Source organism: Lentibacillus halodurans (genome assembly GCF_900112045.1).
GTDB classification, from domain to species: domain Bacteria; phylum Bacillota; class Bacilli; order Bacillales; family Amphibacillaceae; genus Lentibacillus; species Lentibacillus halodurans.
Window position 1 is genome coordinate 195454 of record NZ_FOJW01000005.1, and the last position, 21174, is coordinate 216627.

Annotated in this window: 16 protein-coding genes and 2 pseudogenes; 12 read left to right on the forward strand and 6 right to left on the reverse strand. The window is 42.4% G+C overall.

Annotated features, from left to right (window positions below; genetic code table 11):
* Nucleotides 1–31 precede the first annotated feature (31 nt).
* The 6 genes from BM195_RS07825 (at nucleotide 32) to BM195_RS07850 (ending at nucleotide 7105) form a co-directional block, all read left to right on the forward strand.
* Nucleotides 32–1018: a sugar-binding protein gene (locus BM195_RS07825; RefSeq protein WP_244535701.1), complete on the forward strand. Its 987-nt coding sequence runs from the start codon at nucleotides 32–34 to the stop codon at nucleotides 1016–1018.
* Entirely contained in the window at nucleotides 1015–2445 is a 1431-nt protein-coding gene (locus BM195_RS07830) for a sensor histidine kinase (protein WP_090236173.1), read from the forward strand. Before BM195_RS07825 ends, BM195_RS07830 begins: the two co-directional genes overlap by 4 nt.
* Entirely contained in the window at nucleotides 2442–3863 is a 1422-nt protein-coding gene (locus tag BM195_RS07835; RefSeq protein WP_090236176.1) for a helix-turn-helix domain-containing protein, read from the forward strand. The genes BM195_RS07830 and BM195_RS07835 overlap by 4 nt, the downstream gene beginning before the upstream one ends.
* Nucleotides 3864–3965: 102 nt before the next feature.
* A complete protein-coding gene (locus BM195_RS07840) occupies nucleotides 3966–5258 on the forward strand; it encodes an ABC transporter substrate-binding protein (protein WP_090236180.1) in 1293 nt (430 codons plus the stop codon).
* A gap of 84 nt (nucleotides 5259–5342) precedes the next feature.
* Complete coding sequence (locus tag BM195_RS07845) at nucleotides 5343–6284, forward strand: carbohydrate ABC transporter permease (RefSeq protein WP_090236183.1); 942 nt, start codon at nucleotides 5343–5345, stop codon at nucleotides 6282–6284.
* Nucleotides 6285–6298: 14 nt separating this feature from the next.
* A complete protein-coding gene (locus tag BM195_RS07850; RefSeq protein ID WP_244535708.1) occupies nucleotides 6299–7105 on the forward strand; it encodes a carbohydrate ABC transporter permease in 807 nt (268 codons plus the stop codon).
* Between the two features lie 48 nt (nucleotides 7106–7153).
* On the opposite strand, the gene BM195_RS18835 is transcribed toward BM195_RS07850, so the two are convergent.
* Genes BM195_RS18835 through BM195_RS07865 form a run of 4 tightly spaced genes read right to left on the reverse strand, consistent with a single transcriptional unit; the run spans nucleotide 7154 to nucleotide 10947 of the window.
* Entirely contained in the window at nucleotides 7154–7276 is a 123-nt protein-coding gene (locus BM195_RS18835) for a hypothetical protein (protein WP_280141247.1), read from the reverse strand.
* Nucleotides 7277–7281: 5 nt separating this feature from the next.
* Nucleotides 7282–8766, reverse strand: a complete 1485-nt coding sequence (galT, locus tag BM195_RS07855; protein ID WP_090236188.1) for a UDP-glucose--hexose-1-phosphate uridylyltransferase — start codon at nucleotides 8764–8766, stop codon at nucleotides 7282–7284.
* Between the two features lie 7 nt (nucleotides 8767–8773).
* Nucleotides 8774–9772 (reverse strand): UDP-glucose 4-epimerase GalE, encoded by a 999-nt coding sequence (galE, locus tag BM195_RS07860; RefSeq protein WP_090236191.1) that lies wholly within the window; start codon nucleotides 9770–9772, stop codon nucleotides 8774–8776.
* Complete coding sequence (locus BM195_RS07865; protein ID WP_090236194.1) at nucleotides 9769–10947, reverse strand: galactokinase; 1179 nt, start codon at nucleotides 10945–10947, stop codon at nucleotides 9769–9771. Before BM195_RS07865 ends, galE begins: the two co-directional genes overlap by 4 nt.
* A 252-nt stretch (nucleotides 10948–11199) precedes the next feature.
* Here BM195_RS07865 and glcP point away from each other — a divergent pair.
* The 6 genes and pseudogenes from glcP to BM195_RS07895 all read left to right on the forward strand — a co-directional run bounded on the left by glcP (nucleotide 11200) and on the right by BM195_RS07895 (nucleotide 17625).
* Nucleotides 11200–12554, forward strand: a pseudogene (gene glcP / locus BM195_RS07870) (glucose transporter GlcP).
* Nucleotides 12555–12572: 18 nt separating this feature from the next.
* Nucleotides 12573–13565, forward strand: a complete 993-nt coding sequence (locus tag BM195_RS07875) for a LacI family DNA-binding transcriptional regulator (protein WP_090236197.1) — start codon at nucleotides 12573–12575, stop codon at nucleotides 13563–13565.
* A 17-nt stretch (nucleotides 13566–13582) separates the two neighbouring features.
* Entirely contained in the window at nucleotides 13583–14443 is an 861-nt protein-coding gene (locus BM195_RS07880; protein WP_170848193.1) for a protein phosphatase 2C domain-containing protein, read from the forward strand.
* Between the two features lie 415 nt (nucleotides 14444–14858).
* On the forward strand, nucleotides 14859–15605 hold the full coding sequence (locus BM195_RS07885) for a gluconate 2-dehydrogenase subunit 3 family protein (protein WP_090236202.1): 747 nt from the start codon (nucleotides 14859–14861) through the stop codon (nucleotides 15603–15605).
* 28 nt (nucleotides 15606–15633) lie between these two features.
* Nucleotides 15634–17371, forward strand: a pseudogene (locus BM195_RS07890) (GMC family oxidoreductase).
* A 29-nt stretch (nucleotides 17372–17400) separates the two neighbouring features.
* Complete coding sequence (locus BM195_RS07895; protein ID WP_090236204.1) at nucleotides 17401–17625, forward strand: twin-arginine translocase TatA/TatE family subunit; 225 nt, start codon at nucleotides 17401–17403, stop codon at nucleotides 17623–17625.
* A 381-nt stretch (nucleotides 17626–18006) separates the two neighbouring features.
* Here the strand turns inward: BM195_RS07895 and BM195_RS07900 are convergent, their stop codons facing one another.
* Both BM195_RS07900 and BM195_RS07905 read right to left on the reverse strand, forming a co-directional pair.
* Nucleotides 18007–19779 (reverse strand): adenine deaminase, encoded by a 1773-nt coding sequence (locus BM195_RS07900; RefSeq protein ID WP_090236205.1) that lies wholly within the window; start codon nucleotides 19777–19779, stop codon nucleotides 18007–18009.
* A gap of 62 nt (nucleotides 19780–19841) precedes the next feature.
* A complete protein-coding gene (locus BM195_RS07905) occupies nucleotides 19842–21119 on the reverse strand; it encodes an NCS2 family permease (RefSeq protein ID WP_211772916.1) in 1278 nt (425 codons plus the stop codon).
* Between the last annotated feature and the right edge of the window lie 55 nt (nucleotides 21120–21174).

Consider the following 21174-nt stretch of genomic DNA (forward strand, 5'->3'; position numbering starts at 1 on the left):
CCCACTGTCTCAATATCCGGGGGGAGTTGCTGTGAGTAATTCCAAGTTACTGCTTTATACGCTGAGTGGAGTTGTTTTTTGTATTAGTTTGATAGGTATGGTTATTTATGGCTATAAGACATTTTTTATTCAAACAGAAAAAGTTGAGTCTGCCGATTATTCCTATCATTTTGCGCTGATTGCCGAGGAAGCGGATAACGAATACTGGCGGCAGATTGAAAAAGGAGCCAAAGAAGCTGCTGCAAAGCACAATATTTATTTGGAATATCTTGCTCCAACAAGGGCGAATAACGATAAACTGCTTAAGCTATTAGATCGGATGATTTCCGCTAAAGTTGACGGGATTATCGTTCAAGGTGTTCAAGGCGAGCGTTTTGTGGATTTAGTACATAAAGCGGTTGAACGGGAGATACCGATTATTACTGTGGATAGCGATGTTCCAAACAGTGAGCGGAAAGCTTATGTTGGAACAGATAATTTCCAGGCAGGAAAATTGGCTGGAAAGGCACTTATCGACAATACCACCGGGGAGCAATATGTAGGAATTGTTACAGGACGATTTAATGCGATCAATCAGCAACAACGGCTGAAAGGCTTTAAAGAAGCTATCAAAGATACGCCTCGTATTCATGTTGTTGATATAGAAGAATCCAATATTACGTCAATTGGTGCCGCTCAGGCGACCTATTCACTTTTGAAACAATATCCATTGATAAACATGTTCCTCGGAACCAGTGCACTCGATGGAATTGGGATTGTGGACGGGATTGAGGAAATTGCAGCCAATGAAGATTTTACTATTATCGGATTTGACCTGCTTCCGGAAACAATACATTTACTTCAGGAAGGAGCAATGAATGCCACCATTGCTCAATATCCGAACAAGATGGGAAAAAAATCGGTAAATGTATTATTTGAATTGCAGGAACAGGATATATTGGATGATAAAATATATACAGATACGAGAATTATCGAAAAAGGCGATTTACCTCCCCTTCAAGAAGGTGAGATCCAATGAAGACTATCCGTGGCAAGCTGCTTGTGTATTTTTTCGTCTTTATATTTTTATTCCAAATAACGGCTATATCAATCTTTGTCAGTTCCAATGAGCTAACAAATACTTATAATGATAGTTTTCAGCGTTTTCTGCTGCTGAACAAAATCTCCCAAAATGCATCTGAATTGTACACAGCAACGAAATCGTTTGTTAATGACTCGAATACGGGAAATTCCGGCGATTATTTTGAAATTAAAGCAAACCTGGAAGACAATCTGAACCGGTTATCGGAAACATTCTATTATATTGAGACAATTGAAATGAAGAATTATATAAACCTGATCGAAACATTCATTCATGAAACAGGTCTTACGATTGGCTTTGTATTAAGGGATGATACTGAGCAGTATATGAATCATCTGGAGGAAGCAGGAAATGCATCAGACTATATTTCCGAATCAACGTTGGAAATCATCAGGCTGGAATTAACTGCTTATCAGTCCTTTTATGACGATTTGCAGCTGCGTAACAATAACTTTATCCTATTTATCGTTTTTCTGTTTTTAACTACGATTCTTTTAGCAGTATTTTTTGCAATATGGTTTTCAAAAGGAATTACCCGCCCTTTAGAAAAACTATCTGCTGCAGCTGAGGAAGTAGCTAGTGGAGAACTGCAGGGTGAGCCGATTCATATTCGAACGAATGACGAGTTACGGTTGCTCGGAGATACATTTAACCAAATGCGTGCAAAAATACATGACCTATTTGAAGAAGTTCAGGATCAGTCTGAGCTTGATCGTTTAGTTAAAGAAATGGAATTGAAGCACCTGCAAAATCAAGTGAATCCGCACTTTCTATTTAATACGTTAAATACGATTTCCAAAATGGCATATATGGAAGAAGCCAAATCAACTTCCGGCTTAATCGATTCTGCATCTGCATTGCTCAGGCATAGTCTTGGAGAAATTGATCATCGTGTTCCATTGAAGGATGAAGTGAAGGTTGTTCAGGATTATTTTCACATACAAAAAATACGATTTTCTGAACGAGTGACGTTTCACCTGGAAATAGATGAGAGGTGTCTTGATATCGAAGTGCCTCAATTGACATTACAGCCATTGGTTGAGAATGCCTTCATCCATGGAATCGAAGGAAAAGAAGAAGGTGGAACAATTTCACTGGTCATCTATCAAAAGCACGGAAATGTGATTGTGGAAGTCCGTGATGATGGGGTCGGCATGGGTCAGTCAAAAATGGATCAAATCATTTCCCTGACAAGGCAGCAACAAGAAGGTGTCGGCCATTCAACTGGGATTGGGTTAACAAATGTAATCAGAAGGCTGGAGCTTGTTTTTCGGGAGAACCATCGTATTGAAATGGATTCCGAACCTGGCAAAGGAACAGTGATCAGGATAATACTGCCATATGATAAGGAGGGCCGAGAATGAGGATTCTAATTGCCGAAGATGAATTACTGGAGCGAAAGTCAATGTGCAAATTCCTTGCAGAGAATTTTTCAGATATCGATACCATTAACGAAGCTGCGAATGGACGGGAAGCGATTGAAAAGGCAAAACAGCTCACGCCTGATATTATTTTTATGGATATCAAAATGCCTGGTATTAATGGACTTGAGGCGATTGAAGAAATTCAGCAAATAAGTCCTTTCAGTAAATATATTTTAGTATCTGCGTATGATTCCTTTGATTTTGCCAAGCAGGCAATGCATTACGGTGTGAAGGAATATATTTTAAAACCCGGTAAAAAGGAAGAAATTGTTTCGTCGATTTTACGGGTGAAAAAGGAAATTAAGCATGAACGGAAGCAACAGGAGGAAAAGCGTGATTTAATTGAAGAGCGTTTTATTTCAAGATTGATGCAGCAGCCGTTGGACAAAGAGGCGCACACGATATTGAGGAATTATTTTCCTTCGTTTAAGAGTGGCTTTTTTCTGGTAGTTCATATGTCCGACTTGCCTGAAAAAGAGGTGATTCAGACGAAGCTGGCCAATCATGTGAAGCATCGATTTATAGTCGATGTCGCAGATGGCCGGGTTGTTTGCTGTATACTGGCAGATTCGCAAATAAGCAAGTCTGACATGTTAATGCAAGCTCGCAAAATACAATTGGTATTCGGTGAAGATTGTTATGTCGGCTTAGGGTACGCATATTCAGCTTTGGAAAATTTTCCAAAATCATATCATGATGCGCTTACTGCAGTATTTCAGCTTGAAAAGATGGATAACAGAAAATACGGATTCAGTGAAAAAAGCGATCATAAACTATACAATTCGGATGTTGTTGTACAGTTGCTGGCAGAGGTCGAAAAAGGGAATGAACATGAAGCCGTAGAATTGTATAAGGATAATCGGAACTTTTTCTATGCAGATGAACTTGAGGAATTTTATTTTAATGTAAAACGTTTAATGGAGGATCAGAATCTTGCGTTACCCGGAAGCTCCATTTCCGAACTGGATACCAATGAAGAATGGCATCACTTTATAACGCTTTGCTGTTTGAAATTCCGGGAACATTATCAATCCAAAAGGCTTATGCGGAAGGTGACCGAATATATTGATGAACATTATAAGCAGGGAATCACGCTGGAAGAGATGGCTGGGCACGTTGGGTTAAGCCCGAATTACTTTTCAAATGTTTTTAAAAAAGTGTTTGGAACAACGTTTGTTGAATACATAACTGGACGAAGACTGAATGAGGCGAAACGTCTGATCATGGAAAATGATTACTCCCTGAAGGAAATTAGTTATATGGTTGGCTATCATGACCCGAATTATTTCAGCCGGGTGTTTAAAAAGCACTATCAATTGTCCCCGAAAAAATTCCAGCAGCAAATCTTTAAAAAGTGAAGGTAATCATAATAAAATGCAGTCATTAATGTCCAATCACTATGCAGGAAATTTTATAATGATATTTGAAAGCGTTATCAAAACAAAAGGGGGAAGAATTGAATGAAGAAATTATATGGTTTTTTCTTCATACTGTCATTGGTTCTCGTGCTTGCCGCGTGCAGCAGTGGTTCTAATGATGCAGAAGGCAGTTCGGACTCAGATTCAGAGGGTGGAGAAAGTTCAAGCACAGTTGAAATTTTCAGCTGGTGGACTGGTGCCGGTGAAGAGGACGGGTTACTTGCATTAATTGATTTATTTGAGGAAGAGAATCCTGATCTGACAATTGAAAACGCAGCAGTAGCCGGTGGTGCTGGTACGAATGCTAAAGCAGTACTTGCTACACGCATGGAAGGCGATGATCCACCATCAACATTCCAGGTTCACGGCGGCGACGAATTGAATGAAGGTTGGGTAGCAGCTGATAAAATGCAACCACTTAATGACCTGTATGAAGAGAATGGATGGGAGGAAAAATTCCCGGAAGAATTGATTGAATTGGTAAGTAAAGATGGAGATATATACTCCGTGCCAGTCAATATCCATCGTGGAAATGTGATTTTCTACAATAAAAAAGTATTTGAAGAAAATGGTATTGAAGAACCAGAGACGTTTGAAGAATTTTTTGCAGCATCCCAAAAATTAAAAGATGCTGGAGTTACGCCAATGGCACTGGGTGATAAAAACTCATGGCCGGCGACACAAATTTTCGAAAACGTTCTGTTAGGCGTGCTTGGCCCGGATGATTACAAAAAATTATTCGAAGGCGAGATTCCGTTTGATGATGAACGTGTCGTTGAAGCGGTAGAAACATTCGGAAAGATTCTTGACAACATCAATGAGGATCATGCAGCACGAAACTGGCAGGACTCAGCTCAGCTGGTTGCCAATGGCGAAGCGGCCATGCTTAATATGGGTGACTGGGCAAAAGGTTATTTTGTAAACGATCTGGAAATGAAAACAGATGAAGACTTTGGTTACTTTGAATTCCCAGGTACAAAAGGTGAGTTCCAGGTTGTTACTGATACATTTGGGTTGCCTAAAGGCATAGAAAACCCCGATGAAGTTAAGAAATTCCTGACATTCCTGGGATCTACCGAAGCACAGGATGTGTTCAACCCATTAAAAGGTTCAATCCCTGCTCGTACAGATGCTGATGAATCAAAATATGATGCATATGGAAAAGAAGCAATGAAAGACTTTGGTGAATCACGTCTCGTACCAAGTCTTGCACACGGATCTGCAGCGGCGGCCGGGTTTTTAACCAAAGCAAACCAGGCGGTGAACATTTTTGTTACACAGCGTGATGTTGATAACTTTATTGAAGCGTTGAAAACCGCATCACAAGAAATGTAATCATTTGAACCGTGAGGCTGCCTGGAATCGGGGACAGCCTCTTATTGAATTTTGGAAAAGGCTTCTAAGTAAGGGGGATGCAATTTGGAGGAAGCACCAAGCAAAAGAAAACACAAAAAAGGATTCACAAAAGACCAATGGACAGCAGTGGCATTTCTCATTCCTTCTATTATCCTGATTCTTGTTTTCGTATATGGTTTTATTGGCTGGACAGGATATGTTTCAGTCAGTAATTGGAATACACTGACTCCTGATTTTTCCTTTGCCGGGCTGAAAAACTATATCTATTTATTCCAGGATTTCCGTTTTCAGGCAGATTTACGGAATACAGTATTTTTTACAATCTTTTTCATTGGTTTGGTTATTGTTATGGGGCTGGGGTTAGGTATTTTGATTGACCAAAAGTTAAAAGGTGAATCATTCTTTCGCAATATCTTCTTATTCCCAATGGCGCTTTCATTTATCGTCACGGGTGTCGTGTGGCAGTGGCTGCTAAACCCATCGACAGGAATTAATCAATTTTTTCAGTTTTTTGGAATAACCCCAAAATGGTATACGGATACGAATATTCTTGCGGGGTTTGAGTGGGGTAAGATAGAGTTCGGTGTGCCGGTAGCAATTATTGCAGTAGTTATCGCAGCGGTTTGGCAAATGACAGGTTTTTCACTGGCGATGTACCTAGCCGGATTGCGTGGGATCCCCAATGAACTGCGTGAAGCAGCACGGATGGACGGAGCAAGTGAATTCCAGATATATCGAAAAGTCGTTATTCCGATGTTGATGCCGATAACGGTAAGTGTGATTATTATCATGGCTCATATTTCATTGAAGATATTTGACTTAATTTATGCCATGACTGGATCAGGGGCAAACTTTGTCACCGATGTTCCTGCTGTATACATGTATGAAGCGACTTTCAAAGGCAATTATTATGCAAATGGTGCTGCTATAGCAATTATCATGCTGCTTGTGGTGGCGGTATTTATCATTCCGTATTTATGGAACAGCAGAAAGGGTGATAATTAATGGCACCATTCTCAATGGGAAAAACAATGAAGTATATCATTTTAGTATTCTTTGCTTTTTTATTTCTAATGCCGGTTTATGTCATTATTGTAACGAGTTTGAAACCATTGGATGAAGTATCACTTGAGCATATGTGGGCATTGCCTACTTCGATTGACTTCAGTTCCTATGCCCGGGCATTTGAGGAACTTGCTCCAAACTTCATGAACAGTGTTTACTTAGTCATACCTGCAACTCTTTTATCTGCATTGTTGGGTGCGATGAATGGATATGTTTTATCCAAATGGAAATTTAAAGGATCAGAAACATTATTCACGATTATTTTGTTTGGCATGTTTATTCCGTATCAAAGCATCCTGATTCCAATGATTCAATTTATACGTACCATTGGATTGTATGATACGATTGCTGGGCTGGTTCTGGTGCATGTTGTTTACGGACTGCCGGTAACAACCCTGATGTTCCGTAACTTTTATGCCAATATTCCGGATCAGATGATTGAAGCGGCTAAAATTGATGGTGCAAGCTTTCTTGGTGTTTTCAGACATATCATGATTCCATTATCGATTACCGGATTTGTCGTTGTGGCAATTTGGCAGTTCACGAACATTTGGAATGAGTTCTTGTTTGCTGTAACTGTGACGACAAATGAAACGCAGCCGGTTATGGTGGCATTGCAGAACCTTTCCGGCAGTCAGATTGTGCAGTGGAATGTACAGATGGCTGGGGCAGTTGTTGCTGCACTCCCAACGCTGCTCGTATATATCATACTAGGAAAATACTTCGTTCGCGGACTCCTGGCAGGATCTGTGAAAGGATAAGGTATTGTCGATTTGGGGATGGGCGGTGTCCCCTGTCCCCTTGATTCGTTAAATGCGTATTTTATATAGCTGTGATACGTTTCCCCTGAGGCCAATATGATACTTTCCTTCAAGCGGCAATGCTGCTGATTTCTCCCATTTGTTTAGAACATTGATCGTTGTAATATCCAAAATGTTCACCTGCTTTTCAACGTACTGATAAATCGATCAAATGCCGGTTTTTCTTTGAATACACCAGCGTCTTCAAGCACTTTTTGGAATTTCAGGCCTAATTCTTGCTGCAATATATGGTCTGCATCATCCGGGTTGGAAATCGTACCGTGTTTCTGCTTGATGGATTGAGCCCATTCATTATGATAGTCTGCTACGCTGCTGGGCTGATCAAGCAGGCAGTTCGTGATTTCAGCGAGTTCATCTTTTAATCTCGCAGGCAGTACAGCCAGCCCCATCACTTCAATCAGTCCGATGTTTTCTTTCTTTATATGATGGACGTCTGCATGCGGGTGGAAGATACCCAATGGATGTTCATCAGATGTGCGGTTATTGCGTAATACAAGGTCAAGTTCATAGACTCCATCACGCAGCCGGGCAATCGGTGTGATGGTGTTGTGTGGTTTGTCGCCGGAAAACGCTTGAATGTCGGCCGCATCGTCTGTGTAATTTTTCCACGTTTGCAAAATTTGATTGGCCGCATTGATCAGTTGTTCTTGATCCGTGCTTTTTAGCCGGATAACCGACAGGGGCCAGTGCAGAACATGAGCAGAAACGTTATCATCGTTTTCCAGTTTGAATGAAAAAGCTTTTTTCGCATCTGTGATAGCAAATTTGTATCTGCCGCCCTGATAATGGTCATGCGTTAAAATCGACCCGCCGACAATGGGTAAATCTGCATTTGATCCGATAAAGTAATGCGGTAACTGATCAATAAATGCCAGCAGCCGTTTAAACGTTTGTTTATCTATTTTCATATTCCGATGTTCTTCAGCGAGCAAGATACAATGCTCGTTGTAGTAAACATATGGGGAATATTGCAGATACCAGCTTTCCCCAAGCAATGGAACTTTGATGACCCGATGGTTCGCCCGTGCAGGATAACCGGTGCGACCGGCATATCCTTCATTTTCAACACAGAGAACACATTTCGGATAATCAATATTTTTCTTATTTCCCCGTTCCCGTTTAATTTGCTCCGGATCCTTTTCCGGCTTAGATAAATTGATGGTGATGTCCAGCTCTCCGTATTCCGTTTCGGTCGTAAAATGTATATTTTTTTCGATTCGTTTCGTCTGAATGTAGTTGCTGTTTTGGCTAAGCTGGTAAAAGAAGTCCGTTGCCTCAACAGGGGAAATGCTGTATTTTTCCTGAAACATGTCATTTATGACTGACGGCCTGGCAACAAAGCAATTCATGATGCTGGCTTTCAGTATTTCTTTATCGTCAAGAACATCATCAATCACATGGTGACCAACGGCGTAGTCAACCAACTCTTCCAGCAAGTCGGGGATGGGGGCATCAAAATGGGATGTGGAATCTGTCCCTCTGTCCCCATCGAGCTTAAGAAGCTGCATGATTTGGTTGCGTACGTAAATATGATCCTGCTTTTCAATCAGCCCGGTTTGGATAGCTTTTTCAATTAGGCTATTCAATTGCTGATAAATCATGATATATCTACTCCTTCTCTGGCTTATATCCATTGGGATTGTTTGAATGCCATTTCCATGCGTCTTCCATAATTTTTGTAATGGCTGTTCGAGTCGGGTTCCATCCAAGCACTTTTTTTGCCTTGTCGGAATTTGCGATCAGTACGCTTGGATCACCGGCACGACGCTCCCCGGTTTCTGCTTTAATTTCCTTGCCGGTTACGTTCCGTGCTGTATCGATCATTTCTTTTACAGAGAATCCCTGACTGCTGCCGAGATTAAAAATATCGCTTTGGCCGCTATTCTTTAAATAATTCATTGCCAGGATGTGTGCCTGAATCAAATCTTCTACATGAACGTAGTCCCGGATACAAGTTCCATCTTCCGTGTTATAATCATCACCAAAAATGGTAATACTTGGACGCTGATCGAGTGCAGCCTGCAGTATAATGGGGACAAGGTGTGTTTCGGGCCGATGATCTTCGCCGATTTCACCGGATTGCCTTGCCCCTGCCACATTGAAATACCTTAAGGAAACATAGTTGATGCCATGTGCCTGTTTAGTCCATTTCATCATTCTTTCCATCGCCAGTTTTGTTTCTCCGTATGTACTTGTAGGATTTGCCTGCATTGTCTCGGTAAGCGGGATAGCTTCTGGCTCACCATATGTTGCAGCAGTGGATGAGAAAACGATTTGTTTTACATTGTGCTTAACCATCGCCTGCAGCAACACCTGTGTACCGTACACGTTATTATCAAAATACTGAAGCGGATTCTCCATTGATTCTCCGACAAGGGAATGGGCTGCAAAATGCATGACCCCATCGATGGATTCTTTCGCAAAGACATCGCGAAGAAATTCGAAATGGCGAAGGTCCCCCTGGTAAAAAGCGGCGTTTGGATGGATGGCTTCTTTATGCCCTGTTTCCAGGTTATCAATAACGACAACCTTCTCTCCTTTATCAATTAGCTGATGTACTGCATGTGAGCCGATATAGCCTGCTCCACCTAATACAAGAATACTCATTGAAATGCCCCTTCTGTTATTTCTTTGGCGCCATCGCCAAGTGCGGCAGTATAGAATGTTGCTGCATAGCCAAATCGATGCTTATAGATGTGTCCAACATTGTCTTTGAAATCATCAATTTTATTTTTTTGCACAATGGCGATAGCACAACCGCCAAATCCAGCGCCTGTCATCCTTGATCCGATCACACCTTCTTGTTTCCACGCAGCTTCTACAACAGTGTCCAATTCTGCGCCGGTTACTTCATAGTCATGTTGGAGTGACTGATGTGATGCGTTCATTAACTGGCCAAATTCTTTAAGATCACCACTCTGTAATTTACTTAATGCTGTTAGTGTGCGTTTATTTTCCGTCACAGCGTGTTTGGCACGTTTCCGGTTGATATGGTTTGAGATGAGGTGTTTGTGCTGTTCCAATTGCTCGTTTGTTAAATCACCAAGGCTGTTAATGGAGCATTCTGTTTTTAAATCGGCAAGCGCCTGCTCACACTGCTGGCGACGCTCGTTGTACTTGGATGCGGCCAGCGTGCGCTGTTTATTGGTATTCATAATCATAATCGCATGATTTCCCAGTTCAATGGGGGCATAATCATAATTAAGCGTCTGACAGTTTAATAGAATGGCATGATTTCGTTTTCCCATGCCAATGGCAAACTGGTCCATGATGCCGCTGTTTACTCCGATATAGTCATTTTCAACCTTCTGTCCAAGTCTAATCATTTCGATACGGTCAATGTTTAGTTCAAATAAATGTTCCAGCAGGACCCCGGTCGCCATTTCAATTGATGCAGAGGATGAGAGACCGGCACCATTGGGAATGTTACCGTAATACAGGATGTCAGCACCACTTTCTATCGAATGTCCTGTTTCAATAAGTTGATGGATCATGCCTTTCGGATAGTTTGCCCAATCGTGCACTTGATTGAATCTTAAATCGGAAAGGTCGCATTCAATCACACCCACTTCGGGAAAATTCATCGAGTAGAAACGGAAATGCGGATCCGTCCTTTTTTTTCCTAGCGCGTATGTTCCAAAAGAAATTGATGTGGGGAAAACGTGTCCCCCGTTGTAATCGGTATGTTCACCGATTAAATTAATTCGGCCGGGTGCAAAAAATACATGTGGTTCTTCGCTGCGATTAAATAATTTCTGAAACTCCTTGGTGAGGTTATTCATGGAATTCCCCCTGTCTCTATTAAAAACGCTTACAATTAGTTTACTATAGTGTTATTATATTCACAATAAAATTGTTGATTTATTTTAGTAAAAAAATAATAAATTTTAACTTAAGATGGTGCTGGATGATCACTTTAAAAAGGCACAATAATAAATTGATGCTTTACACGAATTCTATGAAAGCATATACTGAATTTTAAATTAAAATACTTGGGGGCTTGGATAATGGGCGGTAAAAAATAGGTAAAAAAAATGATATTTTTTCTCGGTGCTTTAGGTGGGCTCCTATATGGCTATGATATGGGCGTTATATCGGGGGCGCTTTTATTTATAAAAAATGATATTCCGCTGACGAGTTTTACAGAAGGTCTTGTCGTCAGCTCAATGTTGATAGGAGCTATTTTTGGATCGGGATCGAGTGGTCCTTTGTCAGATAAAATTGGGCGACGCAGACTGGTTTTTATGATTTGTATATTATTTATTATTGGAGCGCTTACATTGGCTTTTGCTCCGAATATGGTAACACTCGTAGTTGGCCGATTGATTATTGGAGTTGCTGTTGGTGGTTCGACCGCTATCGTCCCTGTATATTTATCAGAAATGGCGCCGACAGAATCACGAGGATCGCTAAGTTCATTGAATCAGCTAATGATCACAATTGTATTCTTTCTTCTTACTTGGTAAACTATGCGTTTGCTGAAATAGAAGGATGGCGCTGGATGGTCGGACTTGCTGTGGTGCCATCACTTATATTAATGATTGGTGTTCTATTTATGCCTGAAAGTCCGAGATGACTGTTTGAACACCGTGGCAAGGAAGCAGCTCGACGTGTTATGCAACTGACCAGAAAGCCAAGTGAAATCGATAAAGAAATGAGTGAAATGATAGAAATTAATCGTATCTCTGACAGCACATGGAATGTATTAAAATCGGCCTGGCTGCGTCCAACGCTGATGATTGGCTGTGCATTCGCATTGCTTCAGCAAATTATTGGCATCAATGCTATCATTTATTATGCACCAACGATTTTCAATGAAGCTGGACTTGGGGATGTCACGTCCATTTTAGGGACAGTCGGTATTGGAACGGTTAATGTCATTTTTACGATCGTTGCAATTATGATTATTGATAAAATTGATCGCAAGAAACTTCTGATCACCGGTAATATCGGGATGGTCGGATCGTTAGTGATCATGGCAGGTTTAATTTGGACAGTCGGTCTTGACTCAACTGTCAGTGCCTGGATTATTGTGGCTTGTCTGACGTTATTTATTATATTTTTCGCTTTCACGTGGGGGCCAGTATTATGGGTTATGCTTCCAGAGCTATTTCCTATGCGTGCGCGGGGAGCAGCGACAGGTATCGCCGCCCTGACATTATCAATCGGAAGCCTGCTTGTCGCCCAACTTTTCCCATTGCTGACCGAAGTAATGTCCATTGAACAGGTATTTCTGATTTTTGCAGTGATTGGAATTGGAGCCTTGATGTTTGTTGTGAAATATCTGCCGGAAACGCGTGGGCGGAGTCTGGAAGAAATTGAAGCTGATTTGCGGCATCGTACCTCGAATACGAGCAATGGAAATAGTAATGTTAGTTGGCATAACTAATCGATCGGAGTTGACAAAATGGCGACGATAAAAGATATAGCGGATCATGTAAATGTCTCGATTGCAACTGTATCACGCGTGCTTAATGATGACCCGACACTATCAGTAAACCCGGAAACAAAGCAACGAATTTTTGACACTGCTGAACTGCTTGATTATAAAAAACACATTCAAAAGAAAACAAAGCAGCGTATGCGAATTGCGATCGTTCATTGGTATACCGAGACGGAAGAGCTGAATGATTTGTATTACTATTCGATTCGACTAGGTGTGGAAAAGAAACTGGAAAATGACCAGTATGAGTATATTCGGCTGTTTCAAAATGTGGATAAAAAACCCAACGTAACAATAAACGGGATTATCGCAATTGGCAAATTTTCACACCGTCAAATGGAGCAGCTGAAAGATTGGAGTTCCAATATTTGCTTTGTTGATAATATGCATGCACTGTCTTCCTGTGATGCTGTGATCGCTGACTTTAATCAGGCGACTACCAGTGTTTTATCACACTTTATGGAGCAGGGGCATTCAGGAATCGGGATGCTGGCTGGTGAGGAAAAGGTTCCTGGCACATCTGAGGTGCTGAGAGATCCGAGATATGAAAGCTTTCGTGATTACATGAGAGCAAAAGGATTATTCAATAAAAAGTATTGTTTTAAGGGAGCTTTTACCGTGGGTTCCGGTTATGACATGATGGATAGTGCGATACGTATGTTAGAGGATGACCTTCCCACTGCATTTTTTTGCGCAAATGATACCATTGCTGTCGGTGCATTGCGTGCTTTGCATGAGCACGAGATTTCTGTTCCGAAGAGGGTTAGCATTATCGGATTCAATGATTCCAGTGTGGCAAAGTATGTCTCGCCATCATTAAGCACCGTCAGGGTATATACGGAAATGATGGGAGAAACAGCCGTATCTTTAATGAAGGAACGGCTTTTCCAGCAACGTACCGTATCCAAAACGGTTACGCTGGGAACGGAACTGGTTTACAGGGAAAGCAGCCGATAATGGAAAGGAGGGATTGGATGAAATTAAACAAGGTGTACAGGAATGGTAATCGAAGCGTAAATGAAGACGCTTATGTTGTAAATAAAAAAGCAGGAATCTTTGCGGTAATTGATGGTGCCACGGGACTAGAGGGTGTCCCGGGCCATATTGCATCAGGTGCCGTTCAGAGTGTGCTGGATGCGGCGATAGAGGGGGAGTCTTTTGAAAATAGGGTGAAAACCGCCAATCATTTGGTCGGTAAGGAAACCGTGAAATATCTTGGGTTGGATGGCAGTGCGACGATTGATGATGTACCAAAAGAAAAAAAGGGTACATGCGCGCTTGCAGCAATTTCAATCGATATGGATCACTTATTCCTTGATTATTTCCAGGCCGCAGATTGCATGATTTTTTTGCAATATGAGAACGGTGATATCCGTCAAGTGACATACGACCTGCTTCACCATTTTGATCAAAAAGCCATCAATGAAATGGTGGAATTGAGACATAAGAAAGATGAACAGACAAGCATGGCTGAAGCAAGAGAAGAGGTACGGCCGACTTTGATGAAAAACCGCTCCCTGCTTAACACCTACGATGGATATGGCGTGATTGATGGAAGTGATGCTACTTTAAATCATTTGGAAAGCGGTAGGCTATCCTTGAAAAAGGTTACTGGGATTCTTTTATTGAGTGATGGGCTAATGCTGCCAACGGAATTGGAAGAAAGTGACGCTTGGGAGCAATCCGCGGCTATTGCCTTTCATTCCGGGCTGGACGGACTGCTTCATGAAGTGGAGAATAGAGAAAACAGTGATCCTGAGTGTGTGACATACCCCCGTCTGAAAATGAAAGATGATAAGACTGGTATGTTGCTTGATTTAGGGACATTAGTGTAAATAAAGTTAGCGATTTGGGGCATGTCCGTGCTACACAAGCAACGTATTTCAACTATATGATCTGCAGCATGATCGATCTGATGCGGAATCAGAATAAGGAACAGGGAAAGAATTCGCTATTAGCTTAACATTCTAGAACATTTATCCTCTTAAATTCTTTCATTCCCACAGTTACTAAGGATTTCTTGATGTTTTTGTTTGGAGTGGCTAGCCATTCTTCAACCATAAAATTACCTCGCTAGTCAAATCCTCCCTCCAGTAAAAGGTTTCCAATTACATTGTATATGCCAATTCCCATTAAGTTATTGTTCGACAACATTCATTCGCAAGTAATAAATAACGTATCTGCTTAATACAATACTATAAAACTCTCCTCTTTTGAAAGCGTCATCATTATTATAGGGAGGTTTTAAACATGGCAAATGAAAGTAATGGAAAAGACTTGTCGAGGCGTCGCTTTCTGAAAAATTCAGGTTATGCTGCTGGGGGTGTCATCGGAGGAGGAATACTGGGATCGATTTTTGGAATGAATTTTGGTGGTGAACCAGAGCCATCTACCACCATAGTACAGCAAACAAACCCACACCATGCTCTTATGTATTTCACAAGAGAAAAGGATTTTGAGATATTAAGTGCAGCCACTGAAAGAATTTTCCCAGAAGATGAGAATGGCCCAGGAGCAATCCAGTTAGGTGTTCCTTATTTCATCGACCATCAGCTGGCAGGTGCGTACGGAAATAATGATCGTGAGTACATGCAAGGACCGTTTTTTCCTGGATCGGACTTTCAGGGATACCAAACTCGATTGAAACGACACGAAATTTTTATGGAAGGAATATTAGCAATAGACAGGGAAAGCAATAAGGAATACAATACATCCTTCACTGATCTGGATGGCGAGCAACAGGATGCCATTCTACAAAAATTTGAAAATAGTGATGTCAAAATGAAAGGAGTCAAGTCTGGGGAATTTTTTCAGTTGCTTTCGACCGCTACTTTGGCAGGAGCTTACGCAGATCCATTGTATAGCGGAAATGTGGATATGGAAGGGTGGAAGATGAAAGAGTACCCGGGTCACCAGATGAGCTATATAAATGAAATTGAAAATGAGGAATTTATAGAAATTGAACCTCAATCTCTAAGGAGACAGCACGAGCATTAATCAATAAACTAAAATCAAGGGGGATCATATGGTAACCTCATTAGACAAAGTTGATGTTGTTACAGTGGGAGTGGGTTGGACGGGAGGAATTATCGCTGCCGAACTAGCCAAGCAAGGCATACAGGTTGTTGGGCTAGAGCGTGGTCAAAACCGAACTACCGAAGATTTCCAATATATCCATGATGAGTACCGTTATGCAATGCGGTATGGACTAATGCAGGATGCTTCAAAAGAAACCTTATCTTTTCGAAATAATAAGGATGAACGTGCTTTGCCAATCCGAGAATGGGGATCCTTCCTTCCTGGTGAAGGAGTTGGAGGAGCAGGGGTTCATTGGAATGGGCAGACTTGGAGGTTCCTCCCGTATGATCTTCAAATCAAAACAATGACAGATGAAAAGTATGGTGAGGACAAAATTGGGAGCGATTATACTATACAGGATTGGGGAATTACTTACGAGGAATTAGAACCGTATTTTTACAAGTTCGAGGAGACCACTGGTATTAGTGGGGAAGAGAATCCATTGGGAGCGCCGCGAAGTAATGATTATCCTACACCGCCAATGAAAGGTACTCTCATCCTCAATCGATTTAAGGAAGCGGCGAAAAGTCTGGAACTTCATCCAATTCAAAGTCCATCCGCCAACTTATCCGAGAATTATGAGAATCCTGATGGACAGCAGATTAATGCCTGCCAATATTGTGGTTTTTGTGAACGATTCGGCTGTGAGTATGGAGCTAAATCCACACCTAATGTGACGGTTGTTCAGGCTGCTAAGCAGACAGGGAACTTTGAATTGCGTACAGATGCCAATGTCGTTGAAATTCTACACGAAGATGGAAGAGCGACAGGGGTTCGTTATTTTGATGTAAAAACAGGGGAGGAATTTATTCAGCCAGCTGATGTCGTAGTGCTGACGAGCTATGTATTTAATAACGTCCGCTTATTACTTCTCTCTGAATTAGGAATGCCTTATGATCCCGAAAGTAATACTGGTGTAATTGGAAAAAATTATTGCTACCAAATTATGGCTGGAGCAACCGGCTTTTTTGAAAAAGAGAAATTTAACACATACATGGGTGCTGGAGCACTTGGGGCTTCAATTGACGATTTTAATGGAGATAATTTTGATCACTCCGATTTAGATTTTATCCACGGTGGTGTTATCTCTATTTCTCAAACGGGGCGACGTCCGATTGCAAGTAATCCTGTGCCAAAGGATACACCAGCCTGGGGAAGTAAATTTAAAGAGAAGAGCCTCCATTACTTTAATCGTTCGCTTTCTGTCGGGGCACAAGGGGCATCCATGCCACATAAAAACAATTTTGTGGATCTGGATCCGACATATACTGATGCTCATGGGAACCCGTTACTTCGATTAACTTATGATTTTACGGAGCAGGATAGGAAATTACAAGAATATCTTTCTGCACGAGCAGCGGAAATAATGGAGAAGATGGGGGCGGACATCGTTGAGAAGAGAACAATGGCTAAACACTATGATATCGTCCCATACCAGTCCACACATAATACCGGGGGTCATTATGGGAGGTGATCCAGAAACGTCAGCGGTGAACAACTATCTGCAAATGTGGGATGTAGACAATTTGTTTGTTGTTGGCGCTTCAGCTTTTGCACACAACGGCGGCTATAATCCAACCGGAACAGTAGGAGCCTTGGCATATCGTGCTGCTGAAGGTATTGTGACATTTATGGATTCAAATGAACAGCTTGTTAAAGGCAAAATGAAAAGAGAAATGATTTAATGTTTTTATTATAGGGAGGGTGGGATACGATGGCTAATATTGGTGTTCCAGGTTTAATTCTCGTTCTGATCATTGCATTAGTTATTTTTGGTCCTAAGAAATTACCTGAAATTGGTAAGGCTTTCGGACAAACGCTGTATCAATTTAAGAAATCAACCAATGAGTTAGTGAGTGATCCAGAAGATGAATATGTTAAATTTGAACATACAGATAATAGATCAGAAAAGCCAGAAACCACGGAGGAAAAAGTGTAATATTCTTCGCTTACCCATATGATTTTCGAGTGTTAGATGAGGTTCATGTTAACTAAGGCTTCAGTTGAACGTATAGAAATGTTTTCATTTATATTAATTATTTCCGCTAAAATATATTAACTCTTTCTCAAAAAGACCGCCCAAGCGTTTAGTGCGGTCTTTTCAACTTTCGTGTCCTCTATCCTTTATCAGTTTGCAGAAATTCATTTAACTTCACGGGTGATTCTAATAGAGGGGCAATTATTACTTTGGCTCTTGAAAAAACGCTATAGATGAGATATGGCTACTTAGGTCCCGGGGGTAAATTTTTATAAATCAATCTGGAACGACTTCAACTTCAAAACAGGAGGGGACAATGGATCTGTCCCCGTTGTTCCATGTTTAATGTTCCGCATCAAATAATGGGATAAATTCCTGTTTTGTCACGTCAACCAATCCGAGGTCGGTTATGCGGATTTCGGGTATGACGGATAACGTCAGGGAGGACAGGGCCATGGACGGAGAGCGCCTGCCTACCTGTATTCCCATACTTGTTGCTGCTTCATTGAATTGTTCGACTTTCGGTGATAGTACCTCAATTGGTTCTGCAGCCATCAGGCCGGCGATCGGCAAATCAACCTGTGCCTTGATGTCGCTGTCTTCCACCAGGCAAAGACCTCCGCCGGATTGCTCCAGCTGTTGTGCTGCAAGAAGCATATCACGCACATTTGTACCGGCGACCACCAAATTATGGCTGTCATGTGCCACGGTTGTGGCATAGGCGCCTTTATTCAGGCCGGAATTTTTCAGAATGCCCACGAATGGTTTTCGGTTTTGGCCGTGACGTCCGGTGACAGAAACAAACACGTAATCTTCTGGCAGTGCTTGGATGATTCCATTAGTGACTTCCAGTTCCAGGGTCCCTTTTTGGGTGGTGCCGATGGCTGTCATTTCCATTGTATTGATGATAACTGTACCGTTTTCGATCGGCGGCTGGATCTTAAAATCCTCTTCTGTTAGTTTCGGCAGGCGCACCGTGTTTTGGCTTAGCGGGGGTGTGCTGCTTGTTATGTCCACGGTTAATTCCCCGTTTTTCACCATCTGTTCGCCCTGGATGAAGACATCAGCCACCTGCATCATATCCAGTGAATCCACCAGGGAAAAATCAGCGTGATATCCGGGAGCGATGGCACCACGGTCACGGAGGCCATAGCGGGTCGCTCCGTTTAACGAGGCAAAGCGAATGGCGAGCGGTGCCGGAATGCCTTCCTCGGTGCAGCGTCGGATAACACGATTCATCTGCCCGTTTTTCAGCATATCATTCGGTTCGACATCATCTGTACACATGGCAATGTTGGAAGCATATGGTAAGACTTCCCATGCTTTGGCGGCGATATCGGCAAATTGGCTGACGCTGGATTCGCGGATATAGATAAGCATGCCGGCACGGAGTTTTTCGATGATTTCTTCTTTTGTACGGCTTTCATGGTCCGAATTTACCCCAGCAGCGAGATAAGCATGTAAATCCCTTCCGGTCACCCTTGGTAAATGCCCTTCATTCAGAACGCCTTTATCGAGCCCTTTTTGCACAATACCTGCCATGCGCGGATCCTGTTTAACCACACCGACGTAGTCCATCAATTCGGCGATTCCCACAACACCGGGCATATCTAGTAGGGAGGCAATTTCGTTCGGGCCAAAAGCTGCACCGGATGTTTCCAACCCGGGAACAGCGGGCACGCACGATGGGATGGTAGTCAAGATTTGTACTGGGAGATCCTTACTGGCATCCACCATGTATTGAACGCCTTCCGCACCCATCACATTGCCAATTTCGTGCGGGTCAATGACCGCTGTTGTTGTGCCGTGCTGCAACAGGGCGCATGCAAACATATCCGGGGTAACCATCGTACTTTCAATGTGTACGTGGCAATCGATAAAACCGGGTACGGCATATTTACCTTTTCCGTCAATTTCGACATCCCCTTCCATGAAGAAGACAGGTTCATCGTTCTCATAACGGGCAATCGCACTAAAACGATTTTCTTTGATGCCGATATCAGCTATATAGATTTCGGCGGTAAACACGTTGACAAGCTGTACTTCCCGGATTACTTTATCCATCCGCTCATTACCATGGGCTGCCGCCACAAGGTGCTCACGTGAGTATATCATGTTTTTCTCCTTTCCCTTCCATTATTGGTGTGCCAGTGTAATAAAATAAATCACCAGTGGAATCAGTAAAATATACAAACCGGGATGAACTTCTTTATAGCGACCGGACAGGCTTTTGACAAGCACGTAAATAATGATACCGGCAGCAATGCATTTCCGAAGTTGAATGTAAAAATCGTAATGACAATGGTCATGAATGCCGGCAGCGATTCCGTTGTATCTTCAAAGTTTATATTTTTTACGGATGAAAGCATTGTCAGTCCGACCAGAATTAACGCTGGTGCTGTGGCTTCTGTCGGGATGATCATAATCAACGGCGTGACAAATAGGGTGAGCAGAAATAGCAAGCCTGTTGTCACAGCGGTCAACCCTGTACGTCCGCCGGCTTCCACACCGGTGGCGGATTCTACATATGTGGTCATAACAGGTACCGAGAACAGAGAGCCCACCGTGGTCCCGCCGGCATCGACAAGAAAAGGTCTGTCAATATGGGGTAAGTTCCCGTTTTTATCAAGCATGTTCCCTTTACCAGCGACACCAAGCATCGTGCCAAGACTTGAAAAGAAGTCCGGTACAAAAAATGCCAGCAGAAATGGGAAATACTCAATTTTCAATGCTTCCATAATATCCAGTTTGAATAATACAGGACCAGGGCTTTCAGGGAGTGAAAAAATCGAATCAGGCAGTTGGGTAACCCCCATCGGTACCCCAATCAAAGTAACTGCTACAATGCCGATCAGCAAATGCCCTCGAACATTCCTTGCCAGAAGTACGCTCATAATAAGAAAGCCGATCAGCGCAAGTATCGCACTGGATGTTCCAATATCGCCCAGCTGCAGTGAGTTCGCATCTTCACTGGCTACGACGAGTCCAGCATTGCGAAAGCCAATCAGTGCAATAAATAACCCTACACCTGCACCGATCGATAATTTGATGGCAGGCGGCATAAGTCGGACGATCAGCTGGCGCAACCCGAGAATTGTGAATAAAATAAACAAAAGACCGGAAACGAAGACCATTCCTGACGCAGTCTGCCATGAAACTCCCTCAGCGACCACCAGGGTGACAGCCAGAAATGCGACTGAACCCAGGCCGGGAGCCAGCGCAAACGGGCGATTACTGTATAATCCCATGAGAATGGTAACAAAACCTGTCATGAGAATAACCGAAACGGTGACCGGACCTTTGGGAATCCCGGCCTCTTCCAGCATCCCTGGGACGATGATTAGCACGTAAAGCATTGTCATGAAAACGGTTAGTCCTGCTGTTATTTCTGTTTGGGGATTTGATTTATGTTCGGATAACCGGAAGAATTTATCCAGTGTTTTTGATCGACGCATGGTGCCACGCTCCTTTGTTTAATCATTTGTCATCACGGCTGAGTTAAATATTTCC